Below are 13,440 nucleotides of genomic sequence, written 5' to 3'. Positions count from 1 at the left end.
ACGGACCCCACCATGGCTACCCCCGGCCTGCCTCCCACCTTCTCCATCGCTTCCATCGACGCCCAGCGCGTCGAGGAGGCTCTCGCCCGGATCGGGCCCAAGTGGACTACCTGGACCGCGATGACCCTGGCCCAGGTGAACGGCCCTATGCGCGTCCGCGACGTTGCTGCCCAGCTCCCCTTCGTCAGTGAGCAGTTCGTCGGCAAACGGCTGGCCACGATGCACGCTGACGGACTGGTGATCCGCGATGACGACCGGCGGGGCGCGCCGTACCGGCTCAGCGCGCTCGGCACGTCTCTGGCCCCCGTCCTCCGCACGGTGTCGGACTGGTCCCGCACCCACGTGGCACAGGAACCGATGGCCGAAGCAGAGCGGGTCGAGGATGCGCTGCGCCGCCTGCACCTTCGGCACTCGACGGACGTGATTCAGGTACTTGACTCCGCTGAAGGCCCAATGCGGTTCGTTCACATCGCCGAGGCGGCCGGCCTGGACAACGGTCTCGCGCGGCAGCGACTTCTGCGGCTTCAGGCCGACGGGGTCCGCCACCCCAGCGACGACCCGCTCCTGCGCTGCGCCATGCACACCCGAACGGCCCTGGCCATCACGGACAACGCGGTAACCGTTCACCAGGACCGTCTTCACGCCCTGTCCCGGCATGGGTACGTGCCGGACTTCGACGAACTCGACCGGATCACCGAAGCGGCGGTCAGCCTCCGCGTCGCCCACGCGGAGAGCCGTGCGTACCTCCAGGCGATCCGGCGCGTGGCGGAGGCTCGGGAGGCCGCCGCACCCGAGGTTGAGGCACCGGCGGTTCGGCTGGCACAGGCCGCTGTCGCCCGCTCCAGGCTGACGCGACACGCCCCAGGGGCCGTGCCCGAACCGTCCTCCTCGGCGGCTGTCGTCGGGCCTTCGACGCCCACAACGGGCCCCCGATATTGAGCGGTTAGCTCTGATTCTCGTCGCGGTAACCCTCTTCGGCGCGGAGGCCCACCGCGCGGGCCAGCTCTTCCATCGTCAGCTCCACACGCCGGCCTTCGGCGACCCGGCGCTTCACGATCTCCTCGTCCGGCCACTGGTCGGGCTGTGCGCCGACTCCCCACTGGCCGTCGGCGACCATCGCGATGTCGCCCACGGCCCACGGCCGCCCCGCCGCGCGGATCTTGCGCTCCAACCCGGCGCCGTCCCAGTGTCTGCTCGCCTCGGCCATCGCTGTCCCCCTTCTCTCGCCTGCGGCCCGTCACCGCAACCCATGTAGGACAACCGCGGTGGCCTGTCCATTCCCGGGTCTCCCGTCGCCTGCCGACGGCCCCGAGTTCGCCCACGGCAGACGTCCTTGCCGGGAAACGACTACGTACTTCGGCATGCCGCATGCCAACGTACGGATGTCGGGAAAACCGCAGGTCAACGAAAGGATCCATCCAACTGTGAGCACCTCTGCCACCCTCCTTCCGGCGGTGTCCGCCCCACGGCGGATGCTCTCCACTGGCTCTCCACCGACCACGGTGCAGGGCCGGTGCTCGATCTCCTGGACGCACTCGGGTGGGCGATCGTCGACACCCCTGAGGCCAACGTCCACGCGACCAACCCCGACGGCTGTGTCTACGTCGGCTGGCTCCCCGAGGACCCGTCGGCCTGGCAGCGCAACATCGTCTGGCACGTCCGGGTGCAGCCCGCCGATGGCGACGCATGGGTCCAGAAGTTCGGTCTCCATACCCCCTCCGAGGCCGTTGCCGGATTCCTCGCCGCCTTGGTCATCAGCTCCTCGTGCTGACCGCCGATCAGGCTCCGCTCGTGCATCCACCGACGGCTCGACGACTCCTCGTCGTCGGGCCGACCAACCCCGTCAATGTCCACCGTTCACGGAGACTCCCTTGCCTCAGTACCTGACCGTCGGCCACCTGCTCCGCCAGCTCCAGGAACTCGACCCCACTCTGCCGGTCCGTCTCGCTGTCAACCCCGACTTCGCCTTCGCCCACTTCGTGGGGGCCGAGGTCGTCGTCCGCGACGGCAAGGCGTACATCGCCGACGACGGTCAGGAGGACTACCTCCCGGTGGGGGCGCGTGACGCCCTCACCTGGGCCTGATCGCTTCCCTACCACCACGGAGGCTTCCATCTCGTCCCTCTCGCGCCCCGCGCCCCGCCTCGCGCTGCACACTGTCGCGGCGCGCCCCATGCCGCACGGCGTGCACAGCGCGCTTATCCAGCGCATCTCCACCCGCCCCGACGGCCCCCTCGATATCACCTGGCTCGCTGCCGAAACTCCCCAACTTCCCCTCGGGCGCATCCGACTGCGCTGGGAGCCCGCCTCGCGCAGCGGCTGGGACGTCACGACGTACCTGGGGCTGACCACGACCGAGGTGCTTCCTCGGTTCCTGGCCCGCCGCCCCGGACGACTGGCCGCGCCTGGTCCGTCCGACCCTGTACGAGGTGACCGGCCTGTGCGCCTCCCTCTCTTTCACGACCGACGCCCTCGACCTCTCCAACCGACTCGCCGGAGTCTGACCAAGGACCACCGAAGGCCGCCCCACGCCGATCAGGCAGGGGCGGCCTCGCCGTGCGTCCACCCGCATGTTGCGTGCGCTCGACCCGTCGAAGGAGGACACCATGGCCGACGACCAGAGGCTCTGGGTCGCTGGCCTGGCGCAGGAAGTTCACCCCGCCCAGCAGCAGCGCCCCACCGCCGCGCGCATCGCTGCCCCGCGCGAACCGCGCGGGGCAGCACGCCTGGGGCTCCCTCACAGGTTCTCCCCGCCAGGCGTCAGCCCTGGCTGCCCAGCGGCATGTTCGCAGCCGCCCGGTGGATGCGGGCCGCTGCTGCCTGGGCTTCGCGAGCCCGGTCGGCGGCCTCATCTCGCACATGGGCGGGGACCGGTACCGGCTCGCCGCGCTCATTCAGCAGGAAGCCGGCCTTGTGCGGCAGGGGACGCTGCTGTGCAGTGTCGTAGCAGTCCTGCCAGGAGACCGTGTGGCCGCTCGGGGGGCAGCAGAAATCTGCGTGGACGGCGGCCAAGAGATGGTGCAGGGCCTCGGGGTCCGGGCCGCCGAGCTGTGCCTCGTACGGGCCGGGGAGTATCCGGGCGATGAACTGCGCTGCGGTGATGCGGGGATGACTCATGGCACCTCGTTTCTTTCCTTCAGGCCCCGCACCGTGAACACAGGCTAAGACGCCGCACGGTCATCCATCCCCTGGACGCACGGCCCTCGGCGGCCGTGCCGTGTCGCCTTGCAGGCCAAGGGGTGCCAGCCGCCGGAACCTCAGCGATGCGTGCCCGACCCCGCCCGGCCGCGGTGCCGGGCCCTGCGCGGGTCGTCACCGTCACCGGCTTCGGCCGTGCCCGATCCGCCAAAACGCCCGACTCCTGCTCCGGAATTCGGGGCACATGCCTGGCACCGGGCGCCAGGTGTGGCGTGTAATGGGCGCCATGACCGAAACGCCCTCACCGGCCCTGTGGCGCCTCGTCGACGAGGACGACGCCACGTCGTTGACGCTGATCGTCGAAACGCCGAGCGGTCCCCACCTGCGGCGCATTCCTCCGGCGCTACCCCTGCCGGCGCACATCGAACACGGTACGGCCGCCGAGGAAGCCGCCCACACCGCGGCGGCCACGTGGGGTCTGCCGGACTTCGTCTTCCAGTAGGTCGCGCATGCGGCGAAGGGCTCGGGTTCACGTGAGCAGGGCGACCGGCTCCTGATCGCCGGCCACCGCGACGTGGTGGTGCAGGTCAAGGCCCGCACGATCGCGCCCAAGGCCGACGCGCTGGAGGCAAACTGGATCCAGAAGGTCGCGGCCAAGGCGATGAGCCAGGCCAAGGGCAGTGTGCGGCACTACGCATGCTGCCCGCCGACATGGTCAACGGACGAGGCCGCGTCCTGCACGTGGACGGCAACGACTACGAGTGGGTCGCGGTGTTCCTCCTGGACCACCCCGGCGTACCGGAAGGGATCACCGCATTGTGGCAGCCGACCGGCATGCCCTCACGCCCACATCAGAAGTGACGCGAGTGTGACGGCTGCTCGATAGGACTCAGCGGTCTTGGGCTAGATCGCCGTGCAGTTTTCGTGCTTCCGCAGCACTCCGACCTGACCGGCGTCACCCCTGGTCAATGGTGCGGAAGCGCCGTGACCGACGATAACCCCGCGAAGTTTCCTGCATCTTCCGAGAAGCGTCGTGAGCTCCTAGAGGTGCGGCACCGGCCCCCGGATCCACACGGTCGGGCTGCACTGCCGGGCATGCCCGGCAGCATGACCTCACGAAAGGGACCACGTACGTGAACACCAACGCCGGCGGAGGCGCCGGCCCGCGCTCGTCCATGCTGCTCCTAGTGACGGTTGCGGCCATCGCAGCCGCGCAGAGCGAGGCATGGGCGAGTGCGATTGGAACCGCCGTCGCCCTGTACTCCGTCCTGACCGTCGGCAGCCAGGACCGGGGGAATTGACCATGGCCCGCACGAAGCCGTCCACCGCCCACCTTGCCCTGGTCCGAGCCCTCAAGGAACATGGGCTCAAGGCCACCCCGACGCAAGTTGAGCGCTGGCAACAGAACAGCTGGCTTCCCAAGCCCTCGGCCTGGTTCGGGCCGGACTCCTCCACGATCCAGCCCCACATCCTGCGTCGGGCTCTGCACTTGTCGATCACCGCGCGGCAGGGGCGCGGCATGGGGTGGACCGGGTGGCACTTGTGGGCAGCCGATGGCACCCATGACAGCGCCCAGCGGCTGCGGGCGGCCCTGGTCGTGAGTCTGAACCGGCCGCTGGCGCGAGCGGGCGTCGACAAGATCCCAACCGGGAACTCCGACCGGGCGTTCAAAGCCAGACAGGCCGCGGCCACGAAGATGCTGAGGAATCGGCGTTTGCCGCGGAGGGACCTGGGCGAGACTCTGCGCGCCCACGCTGCCGAAGCCGGGCTCGAACTGCCCCGCTCGCCGGACGCTCTTCCGAACGTCTTCCACCCGGCCCTGATGGCCCCCGGCGCCCGGCTGCTGCTCGGCGGTGCCGCCGACCTTGGGATCGAGGAGTTGCTGGAAGCCATGAAACAGGCCATGCCAAACCACACCGAGGCGATCGAGCACATCCGTGAGGAGCACCGACAGGCTGAGCTTGCTGGGACCGACCTGCTGGCACAGTCCCCGTGGGCTCAGGGCATTACCGGCATGGTGCGCACCGTCGAGACGGCCGACGACCGGGCCCTATGCCACGCCGTGCACACCTGCACGTTGGCGACCGGCGCTCTTCACGACCTGATGCGGCGCTCCTCGGCCGATCCGGAGATTCTCGCCCTGCTGACCGCAGATGTGATGTGGCGACAGTGGGCCGTATGCGGCGGTATCACACCAGAGGGGGCACCCGGTTTGGCCGCTGTCGCCCTCAACACAGTCCACTACTTGACCGAGCCTGACTGGGCCGCGGAATTGGGTCGCTACATGTCCGTCATGCACGCCTTGGACGTCGCCTACCCGGCGCACCGGGGCACTCTCGGAGGGGGAGCGGAGGCCTGAGGGCGACGAGCCGGCCGGCGGGTCGCCGCCCCCGCCTCATACTCAGAGCTGACCACTGACACGGCACGACCGGGTCTGCGGTGTCTCCATCATTCCCGCGCTGCCGCAGCCGTCCGGCTCACGCTCGCACCTACCCCGCGTCGGTCTCAGGGGTCAAGCCGAGCCCATCACGCCGCAGGCGACACCGACGCTATGCGCGATGCTGCTCACCGTCTCGCCCCCACGCAGCTGCTCGGCGGCGTGGATATGGAGGCCGAGACTGCGGAATTCCTCCGGAACTCCTGCCTCGTGGCTTTGTCGACGTCACACCGACAGGGAGGCGCCCAGAGGAGCGTGACTGTGTAGGTCAGGCATCCCGTTCCAGAGCCCGCCGGGAACGAAGTCGCTCACCAGTGGCTCGGTGCTCTTCAAAGCGCTCGCGTCGTTCCTCCGTAGGGAAGAGCATCGGCAGCCCGACGTCCAGGAGGAAGTCGGGACAGGGGCCGTCGGCCAGGGGGAGCGGGTCGAAGACAGCCAGCAGGTTCCCGTGGTCGTTGACGAGCGGGATGCCGCTGGAGTAGCGGCTATCTCCCACACTCCAGCCGACAGTCACGCGGGTGAGGAACATGTCGGCTGTCTGGGCGATGGCTTGCTGGATCCCGGGCAGCCGGGCGGAGTGCCGGGCCAGAGCCTCCCGGTCCGGGTCGGAGCGCGCCGTACATTCTGCGAGCGCGGCCGCCCGCCGGGCGTACCCCCGCTCCTCAGCACGTTCCTGCTCCTCCTGGGCCGCACGCTGCTTCTTCTCCTCTTCCCCCAGCTTCTTAGCCTCCGCAAGTACGCACTTGGGATGGACCCATAGCAGCGGCATGGGCTGACCCACGTGATAATGCGGGGTGCGTGGAGTGTGCGAGACGAACCGCGAGGTGAGGACCTTACCCACGAACTCGGCGAGCGGCATGGAAGGCTCAGGGGCCCAGCAGGCACCCGTGAACCGGGCCATGGGCTCGACGGCGACCAGGCCCTCGCCCTGCCGAATAAGCCGCACCGAGGGAAGGCCGCCCAGCCAGGGAACCCGAGTGCGGTCACTGAACCAGTAGGCCCTACACCGTAAGCCCCCATCCGCTCCGTACGGGCACGAATCTTGGCGGCGGTGATGGGCGCCAGCTGTGCCTCCAGGGCGACACGCCGGTTTTTGGCCGTGGAAGCGAGGACGTCCGCCCGCCAACGACCGTCCGGCCCGCTCACCTCCAGCTCGGCCATCCATCCGGCCGCGCGGGCCGCCTGAGCGAGCTCTAGCTTGAGCAGGTGGTGGGCCATGGACTCCTCCGCCAGCGTGCAGGTCGGAGCCATAGGCGCATGGGCGAAGAAACGCAGCCCCCAAGGGCGACACCTTGGCGTGCATCTCGTGGCCACACTCCGGGCATGCCAGGCGGGCCGGTGGCTGCACGCGGTGGATCGCATTCCAGTCCCAGCCGCAGCCGAGATCCGGCAGAGAGGCGTCCAGACGGCCCCGCTCAAGGTGTACGGCAGTGAAGCTCACAGCGCTCCCCCCACGTCATAACGTCGTTCGTCCATCATCTTGACCGGGTCTGACACGCCAGTAGGGCGGTCCGCAGATCACCGGGCTTGAGCTGGGTGAAGTGCCGTCGGTCTTCCGATAATTCGTGCGGTGCGGCGGTGCGCTCGCTGTACCCCGCTGCTACGCGTCGGCGGCGCAGTTGCGCTTCTGGGCACGGCGCACGATGCGAAGCATGAGGTCGGCGGTCTGGATGATCTCGGCTGCTTCCATCGGGTCGTCGAAGTGCACCGTGCGGTGACCCACCGGGTTGCGGAAGGCTCCGAAGGCGCCAGCGAAGAAGCTCATCATGCCAACCTGCTCACCGCGCTCGCTCTCGGTGTCGGTCAGCGGTCCCTTCTCGGGCTGGAAGGCTTGCTGCATCAGCGCGGTGCCTGTGAGCCCGTTGGCCAGGCCAGCGGCGTCGCGTACAGCTACCTCGACGGCCTTCATGGCAGCGAAGCAAGCGGTCTCGTAGTCTCCGAGGTTGAAGTAGGTGCGGGCCCTGGTGAGCGCCTCGTCCAAGGGGCCGGCCAGGCGCTCGGCGCCGTGCAGTTTCAGGAGCGCGGCCGGGTCCTGAGCCAGGGCGCGGCCTTCGGTGGTGACCCTGCTCCAGTTCTGGTCCTGGGTCGGATGTGGTCCGATCAGGCCCTTCGAAACGAGCCACGCCCACGCATCGGCGATTCGTTGCAGGAGCCGGTCGAGATCGGGTTCCGAGGAGTTGCCGCTGTACCCGCCGCCGTAGGAGGTCTGGAAGCCGCGCAGGACGTTGTTGGAGTTGATGCTCGCGTTCCCGGCGAGTGAGGCGAGCAGGTGCAACCCGAGCTCGGGCGTGGGGAGTGTGCGGATAATTTCGGGCACGAGGGGGCCGGATATGCGCGCAGAAGTCACGGCTGGAACGCTAGCAGCGGGTCGAACCGCGCATCCGCTGATCGCTGGGGAAGAGGATGCGGGTGGTTCCGTACGCAGCGGCCAGCGCCTGGAGGGGTGCGTGTGCCCGCACCACGGGACCCGCAGAGGCAGGTCTCAGATGCAAGGGCCGCGGCCTACAGCTCCCCAACAGGCCGTCTCCCACTCTTGACGCATTACGATCACGGCCTGATCCATGGCGACATCGTGGAGGGCACTGCAGTGGACATGGCTGGACTACCAGATCGGATAGGCCCCTACCGGCCGCTGCGCCGCCTGGGTGCCGGCGGCATGGGCACGGTCTACTTGGCCCATCCGCCAGGCGCGACGCCTGTGGCGGTGAAGGTGCTCCACCCGGAGTTCGCGTCCGATGCTGTGCACCGCCGCCGGTTCGCACGGGAGGTCGCCACCCTGACCAAGATCTCCGGCCCGTACTTGCTTGAGCTGACTGCCGCCGACGCGCAGGCCGACCGACCCTGGCTGGCCACCCCTTATGTCGCAGGCAGCACCCTGACCGAGCATGTCCAAGCCCACGGCCCTCTCACGGGCACCTCTCTGGCGACGTTCGCTGCAGCGACGGCGCATGCGCTGATCTGTATTCACCGCGCTGGTGTTGCCCACCGCGACCTCAAGCCCACGAACGTGATCCTGGCCGCCGATGGCCCGCGCGTAGTGGACTTCGGGATCGCGCACCACTTGGACGCCACCGCAGTAACCGCAACCCGCATGACCACCGGAACACCAGGCTGGATGGCCCCTGAGCAGCTGGAGCGCGCCGCCACCACGACCGCCTCGGACCTGTTTGCTTGGGGACTGCTGACCGCTTACGCCGCCACCGGTCAGCATCCCTTTGGGGCGCCCTTGGGCATCGAGTACCGCATCGTTACCGGCGTTCCCAAGCTCGTCGGCATACCCGGCCAACTGGCCGCCCTGGTTGCCGCAGCCCTGTCCAAGGACCCAGCCGCGCGGCCCTCTGCCTCTGAACTCGCCTCCCAGGCAGCTGCCCTCAATGGCGCTGCCGGCGTTGCGGCCTTCCCCACCCTCACCGATGCACGCACCACTATTCTCCCCCCACTCCCTGCCATCTTGTGGGCCCCACCCGCCGCCCTACCCGGGCACGACTCCGACGCTTCCAGAACTGCTATCGAGACCGTCACCGCTGCTGCCCAGACTGCGTTGGATCCACAGGTCCGGGTGCTGACGGCCTTGGAGGACATCGAATCAATCAGAGAGCAGGCCGTCCGCACCAGCGAGCGGCTGGCAATGAGTCTCACAAGCCGCGACAGCGGCTATGCCGAGGCAGCGGCCCTGAGGTCCTTCATCGGAATGCATGCGCCAAAGGCACGCCTAGCCTCCATGGCCTTGAACGGCGGCAACGAAGCATGGGGCGTGAACGCATTGCAGAGCCTGCTCGAGAACAGCCCTCAGCGGGCCGCCCATGCAATCACCTTCTTCCGCGGCCCGGGCGCCCCCGTACTGAAGCGAACCGGCTACCAGGGCAATGTGCTTGACCTCGCCCATCGGCTGATCACCATTACCTACAACGCCTTGCCGGCGATCGCCGAATACATGGCCCACCACAACACTGACTTCCCAGAACTGCCCGACGCCCTGCGACGAACATGGCAGAACGCTGCCACCGCTGCTTCCCAGCAACCTGCCCCTGCAACACCGCCCCCTGCCGTCGGCGGCAGGAGAGGGCGATGGTGGCGCGGTTGAGCTTTTACGTCACGTAAGGGTTGTCGGAGCGCGAGCCTTTCTCCGTGGATAGTCGATTCTCAACGAACTGCCTGACCAACGCAGCGATCTCTTCTGGGCTCAGTTCGCGGGTCCACTTACAGGTGTGGTGGGTGTAACAGCTGACGGTGAACCTCGTCGATCCGTCATCGGTGAGCAAGACGTGCTGGATGTAAGGGTGCCCGTGCCCTTCGGCCGCCTCGAGGTAGGAGGCGGCCACCGCACTCTGATATCGGCGAGGAAGTGTCCGTTCCCGGTAGTAGGCAGCGCACTGGAGGAGATGGCGGACGCTTCCGTCCCGGTCGAGGAAGCGCCGGCCTGAGCCTTCAGCGCCGTTGCAGCGCGCGCACAGGGGCCCGCGTACGTAGCCGTGGTCGTGGCAGTGGTCCCGCACTGAGGCCTGGCTGGCTTTGCACAGCCGGCATAAGTAGTCGGAGGCGCGGTGCGTACTGCGCAACGAGGTGTAGGCGACACCATGAAGATGCCCTGCGTAGGCTGGATGGGAGGAAATTGAGCACGGCGGGCACATGGTGATGCACCCGGTCGTGCTGGGCACTCGCCAGTCTCTGCTGGCGGGTCCTTGCTTACCGCAGGAGGAACACTGGCGGGCTGCGGCGGTGAGCTCCTTCTCCAGGCTCTCCCAGCGGTCCAGCAGATCACAGTAGGCCTGGGGCAGCAGCCAGTGGCTGCCGGACCACGACAGGAGACTCAGCGGTCTCGTAGCCGCGACGGTGCTGTCGCCGGCACGTCTCTTGAACTGCTCTAGAGTGAGCCCGTGGGGCCGCCCAGGTCTCTGCGGGAGTAGCTCTCCGAGGGGCGGCTCACGGGGAGCTCGATCTGCACCAGGTCCTGTGCGTCGACCGGTAAGTCCATGAGTGCCTGGGCGGCACGGCGTACCTCCCTCTCGTCGAAGCCCCAAGAGCCCTTGGCTTTGAGGCCTCGCAGGGCTACGTCGCCGACGAGAACGTGCCCGTGACGGACGAACGTGCCACGCATGGTCAGGGCCGTAGAACAGATGGGGACGGCACAGCCGTGCGTCAGCTCCACAAGGGTGGACCGGGCCACCTTCGGGCTCACGCTCATAGGCGGATGATGGCAGCGGGCACTGACACCGCAACTGGGCCCGCACCGGGGGGAGGGTGCGGGGCCCAGCTGTACTTCGGGGCGTCGGTCGGAGGTCAGGCGCGTCGGCGGGGGACGCGCGCCCGGTGCACGAGGGGGATTCCGAGGCGGGCGGCCACGGTTTTCTCCAGGTCGGAGACGACGTGGGCGGGGGTTGCACTGCTCAGCGGGATCACCCAGTACTCGGCCCACTCCTCCTTCTTCGACCTGGTGCGGCTGACGTGCTGGTGGACCCTGGTCGCGGCGGCCCCGCGGGGCAGCATCCGCGTCGGGGCGGTCTGTCCGCAGTAGCAGGCGAGGCCCTCCCGGTTGGCCACGATGTAGATGGCCTTGTCCTCGTACTCGAAGTTCTCGCCGATGGAGACCGGATCGGGCCGCTCCTCGGTGAGCCACTGGCCGGCGAGCCGGGCGAGCATGGCGTACCGGGTGTCAGTGATGGCCACAAGGCCGGCCCAGACGATGTCGGTCATCCGAGCAGTTCCTCCTCGGAGATGCGGTCGAGGATTCTGCTCATGCGGCGGAGCTGCTTATCGGAAGCTTCGACGGTCTCCCATGAGAGGCGGTCGGTGGTGCCGTTCTCCGTGCGCAGTTCGATCAGGTCGTCGAGGTGGTTGGAGGCCGTGGTGAGGGACGCCTGGAAGTCCGTGAGTTTCTTCTCCTCGCGAGCGGTACCGGAGAGCCCGTTGGCCTCGTCCTCGGGGTTGAACCCGTGGAGGGCGGCGTAACGCAGGTGGGCGTTGAAGTCGCTGCCCTTCCAGTCGTTGTGCTCAACCCAGTCTTTGTCGGCCCACCAGCGCGGATGCTCGTTGCGCCGCACCCGCTTGATCGCGTCGGCGAGGACCTTCGGCCCATGTTCCTTTCCAAGGACCTCCTTGATGACCGCGCCGATACCGCTTCGCATGACCTTGTGGCCGACGGTCTGCTCGGCGGAACCGCCGGCAGCCAGAAGGTTCCCGCTGGTGACGAGGGCGACCATGGCAAGCATGCCGAGGAGGAGCTTGGCGGGGATGTCGCCGTTCTCGGTACGCCGGAGGAGGCCGTCCACGGCCTGGTCGTTGTCGATGTTCTCGACGGTCCACTCGTGGTTGACGAGGTCCTGCCACAGACAGCCACCGCCGGCCTCCAGCGCGGTGCGCACGGGCTTGATGCTTTCTTCGAGGAAGGCGGAGTACGCGCGCAGGCCGAGCTCGACAACCAGACCGCTGCGACCCGAGACATAAAAGCCGCGCTTGTCGAGCTTGGCAGCCGCAATCGCGTTCAGCCGTGGCTCCTTGCGGGTGAGCTGCTGGGCGATGAAGGCGAACCGGAGGTCCCGAAGGGCACTGAGGCCAAGGGTCTTCATATGGTCGGTCATGTCGACGCGGCCGAGGAGGACGTCCTTGATGGCCTGGGCGTTGTCACCGAGCTGGCCCTCGTCGAACAGAGCGGTGACGGTCTCCTCGGCGGTGACGCTGTTCTTCGAGGCGGGCGCGAACTCTTTAACTCCGATGTTCATGCGCATCAGCAGGGAGCGGACCGCGGCGGGGAAGCGCTGCATGCCCATGTCCGGGGCGTCGTCGGTGTAGCCGATGACGACCTCCACGGGGACGGTCATGGCGTTGAGGAGCCTGGCGGCCTTGTCGCGCTTGGCGCGGGCAGCCTTGCTCGTGCCGGGGGCGGCCTTGATGTCGCGGTACGCCTTCTTGATGACCTCACGGACGAAGCTGCGTCGGTCAGCGAGGGGGAGACTCATGAGGTACGACGGGAGCAGTGAAGGGCGCTCCTCATCCTTGGCGTCGATGACGTCGGTCGGGACCGGGACGAGGGCGGTGCATGACCCCCAACGACTGTTCCCGTCGACGAGGCCCAGGTCCTCGGCAGGGTGGCGCCCGGGGTTGAGGAAGGCAACGGGTACGGCCGTCAGCGGACGCTCCACAATTCGCCGGCCGACTTCCTGCTTGTTTTGCATCCTCACCTTGCGTGCCGCCAGGTCGACGGCTTCGATGAGGGCGCCCATCGGCTCGGTGTAGACGAGAGCGGCCTTCGTCTCGTGCGCGGCGGGCATGGAAAGGACCCGCTGCTGGGCCGCGGTGTTCGGGTCGGCCGCGTAGAGGACCTGGTCGAGGAGCCGGTCGTTCTCGACCGCGGGGGACAGCATCAGGGTGTACGCGCGGTAGTTGATGACGGTCAGCCAACCGGTCTCGACGCGGCGGAGCTCAGGGCGGAGGTCGGCGAGGAGGTCCGGCTCGACCGCGCTGTACGCGATCCGGAGAATGGCGTCGGCGGTGAGCTGGCCACCTGGCTGGCCCTTTTCGAGGGCCTTGATCGCCTTGGCGGTCTGGCTGACCGGCACGACGCGGTGCTCGAATGGCGTCGAACGGTCGCCGGAGCGGATGTCGATAACCTGGATGTCGGGCAGGTCATCGGTGGTTTCGACGGTGCTCACATGGCCTCAAATCGCGTTGGCCGGCGCGAGGCGGGATCGCAGCCGGTGATCGACGTACGCGAGCAGAGCGTCATCAGAGCGCAGCGCACCCGCGCCAGCCCAGCGAGGACCGCGGTCCGTCGATAAGTTGACCCGGCGTCGCTTCGGTGGCCTGGAGGCGGAATCCGAGTGCCCGCCCCGTGTGATGCGGGCGGCGTACTCGGGCCTTGCCGGTAGA

Annotated in this window: 16 protein-coding genes; 8 read left to right on the top strand and 8 right to left on the bottom strand. The window is 68.2% G+C overall.

Features of this window, described 5'->3' with window-relative positions; genetic code table 11:
* Positions 1-12 precede the first annotated feature (12 nt).
* A complete protein-coding gene (locus HED23_RS10525) occupies positions 13-939 on the top strand; it encodes a winged helix-turn-helix transcriptional regulator (RefSeq protein WP_203183129.1) in 927 nt (308 codons plus the stop codon).
* A 4-nt stretch (positions 940-943) separates the two neighbouring features.
* On the opposite strand, the gene HED23_RS10520 is transcribed toward HED23_RS10525, so the two are convergent.
* The gene (locus HED23_RS10520; protein ID WP_203183128.1) at positions 944-1,207 is read right to left on the bottom strand and encodes a hypothetical protein; all 264 of its coding nucleotides are present in this window, start codon (positions 1,205-1,207) and stop codon (positions 944-946) included.
* Between the two features lie 306 nt (positions 1,208-1,513).
* Between HED23_RS10520 and HED23_RS10515 the strand changes: the two genes are divergently transcribed.
* Entirely contained in the window at positions 1,514-1,771 is a 258-nt protein-coding gene (locus tag HED23_RS10515; protein WP_238441910.1) for a DUF317 domain-containing protein, read from the top strand.
* 100 nt (positions 1,772-1,871) lie between these two features.
* Positions 1,872-2,084, top strand: a complete 213-nt coding sequence (locus HED23_RS10510; protein ID WP_109882237.1) for a hypothetical protein — start codon at positions 1,872-1,874, stop codon at positions 2,082-2,084.
* 675 nt (positions 2,085-2,759) lie between these two features.
* On the opposite strand, the gene HED23_RS10505 is transcribed toward HED23_RS10510, so the two are convergent.
* Entirely contained in the window at positions 2,760-3,116 is a 357-nt protein-coding gene (locus tag HED23_RS10505) for a hypothetical protein (RefSeq protein WP_203183127.1), read from the bottom strand.
* A 307-nt stretch (positions 3,117-3,423) separates the two neighbouring features.
* On the opposite strand from HED23_RS10505, the gene HED23_RS10500 reads away from it, so the two are divergent.
* From HED23_RS10500 to HED23_RS10485, 4 genes are all read left to right on the top strand, one after another.
* Entirely contained in the window at positions 3,424-3,639 is a 216-nt protein-coding gene (locus HED23_RS10500; protein ID WP_203183126.1) for a hypothetical protein, read from the top strand.
* 194 nt (positions 3,640-3,833) lie between these two features.
* Entirely contained in the window at positions 3,834-3,998 is a 165-nt protein-coding gene (locus HED23_RS10495; protein WP_203183125.1) for a hypothetical protein, read from the top strand.
* 272 nt (positions 3,999-4,270) lie between these two features.
* Positions 4,271-4,438 (top strand): hypothetical protein, encoded by a 168-nt coding sequence (locus HED23_RS10490; RefSeq protein WP_164494105.1) that lies wholly within the window; start codon positions 4,271-4,273, stop codon positions 4,436-4,438.
* 2 nt (positions 4,439-4,440) lie between these two features.
* Positions 4,441-5,496, top strand: a complete 1,056-nt coding sequence (locus HED23_RS10485; protein WP_203183124.1) for a hypothetical protein — start codon at positions 4,441-4,443, stop codon at positions 5,494-5,496.
* A gap of 346 nt (positions 5,497-5,842) precedes the next feature.
* Here HED23_RS10485 and HED23_RS10480 read toward each other — a convergent pair whose 3' ends face one another.
* Both HED23_RS10480 and HED23_RS10475 read right to left on the bottom strand, forming a co-directional pair.
* Positions 5,843-6,520: a hypothetical protein gene (locus HED23_RS10480; RefSeq protein WP_203183123.1), complete on the bottom strand. Its 678-nt coding sequence runs from the start codon at positions 6,518-6,520 to the stop codon at positions 5,843-5,845.
* 654 nt (positions 6,521-7,174) lie between these two features.
* Complete coding sequence (locus HED23_RS10475; RefSeq protein ID WP_238441909.1) at positions 7,175-7,921, bottom strand: TIGR02391 family protein; 747 nt, start codon at positions 7,919-7,921, stop codon at positions 7,175-7,177.
* A 186-nt stretch (positions 7,922-8,107) separates the two neighbouring features.
* On the opposite strand from HED23_RS10475, the gene HED23_RS10470 reads away from it, so the two are divergent.
* Positions 8,108-9,658, top strand: coding sequence for a serine/threonine protein kinase (locus HED23_RS10470; RefSeq protein ID WP_203183122.1), 1,551 nt, complete (start codon positions 8,108-8,110; stop codon positions 9,656-9,658).
* Positions 9,659-9,662: 4 nt separating this feature from the next.
* On the opposite strand, the gene HED23_RS36025 is transcribed toward HED23_RS10470, so the two are convergent.
* From HED23_RS36025 to HED23_RS10450, 4 genes are all read right to left on the bottom strand, one after another.
* Positions 9,663-10,205 (bottom strand): endonuclease domain-containing protein, encoded by a 543-nt coding sequence (locus tag HED23_RS36025; protein ID WP_420803070.1) that lies wholly within the window; start codon positions 10,203-10,205, stop codon positions 9,663-9,665.
* A 233-nt stretch (positions 10,206-10,438) separates the two neighbouring features.
* On the bottom strand, positions 10,439-10,759 hold the full coding sequence (locus HED23_RS10460; protein ID WP_203183120.1) for a hypothetical protein: 321 nt from the start codon (positions 10,757-10,759) through the stop codon (positions 10,439-10,441).
* Positions 10,760-10,854: 95 nt separating this feature from the next.
* Entirely contained in the window at positions 10,855-11,268 is a 414-nt protein-coding gene (locus HED23_RS10455) for a hypothetical protein (RefSeq protein ID WP_124280836.1), read from the bottom strand.
* Positions 11,265-13,223 (bottom strand): hypothetical protein, encoded by a 1,959-nt coding sequence (locus HED23_RS10450; RefSeq protein ID WP_203183119.1) that lies wholly within the window; start codon positions 13,221-13,223, stop codon positions 11,265-11,267. The genes HED23_RS10455 and HED23_RS10450 overlap by 4 nt, the downstream gene beginning before the upstream one ends.
* Positions 13,224-13,440 lie beyond the last annotated feature (217 nt).

The organism is Streptomyces pratensis (assembly GCF_016804005.1).
GTDB lineage: Bacteria > Actinomycetota > Actinomycetes > Streptomycetales > Streptomycetaceae > Streptomyces > Streptomyces pratensis_A.
Note: the sequence above shows the minus strand (reverse complement) of the source record. Positions and strands in the feature narration are given on the sequence as shown.

Excerpts from the sequence above, each read along its gene's own strand:
- HED23_RS36025 (WP_420803070.1), bottom strand. The coding sequence starts at position 10,205 with ATGTGCCCGCCGTGCTCAATTTCCTCCCATCCAGCCTACGCAGGGCAT.
- HED23_RS10505 (WP_203183127.1), bottom strand. The coding sequence starts at position 3,116 with ATGAGTCATCCCCGCATCACCGCAGCGCAGTTCATCGCCCGGATACTC.
- HED23_RS10525 (WP_203183129.1), top strand. The coding sequence starts at position 13 with ATGGCTACCCCCGGCCTGCCTCCCACCTTCTCCATCGCTTCCATCGAC.
- HED23_RS10485 (WP_203183124.1), top strand. The coding sequence starts at position 4,441 with ATGGCCCGCACGAAGCCGTCCACCGCCCACCTTGCCCTGGTCCGAGCC.
- HED23_RS10495 (WP_203183125.1), top strand. The coding sequence starts at position 3,834 with ATGCTGCCCGCCGACATGGTCAACGGACGAGGCCGCGTCCTGCACGTG.
- HED23_RS10460 (WP_203183120.1), bottom strand. The coding sequence starts at position 10,759 with ATGAGCGTGAGCCCGAAGGTGGCCCGGTCCACCCTTGTGGAGCTGACG.
- HED23_RS10455 (WP_124280836.1), bottom strand. The coding sequence starts at position 11,268 with ATGACCGACATCGTCTGGGCCGGCCTTGTGGCCATCACTGACACCCGG.
- HED23_RS10500 (WP_203183126.1), top strand. The coding sequence starts at position 3,424 with ATGACCGAAACGCCCTCACCGGCCCTGTGGCGCCTCGTCGACGAGGAC.
- HED23_RS10520 (WP_203183128.1), bottom strand. The coding sequence starts at position 1,207 with ATGGCCGAGGCGAGCAGACACTGGGACGGCGCCGGGTTGGAGCGCAAG.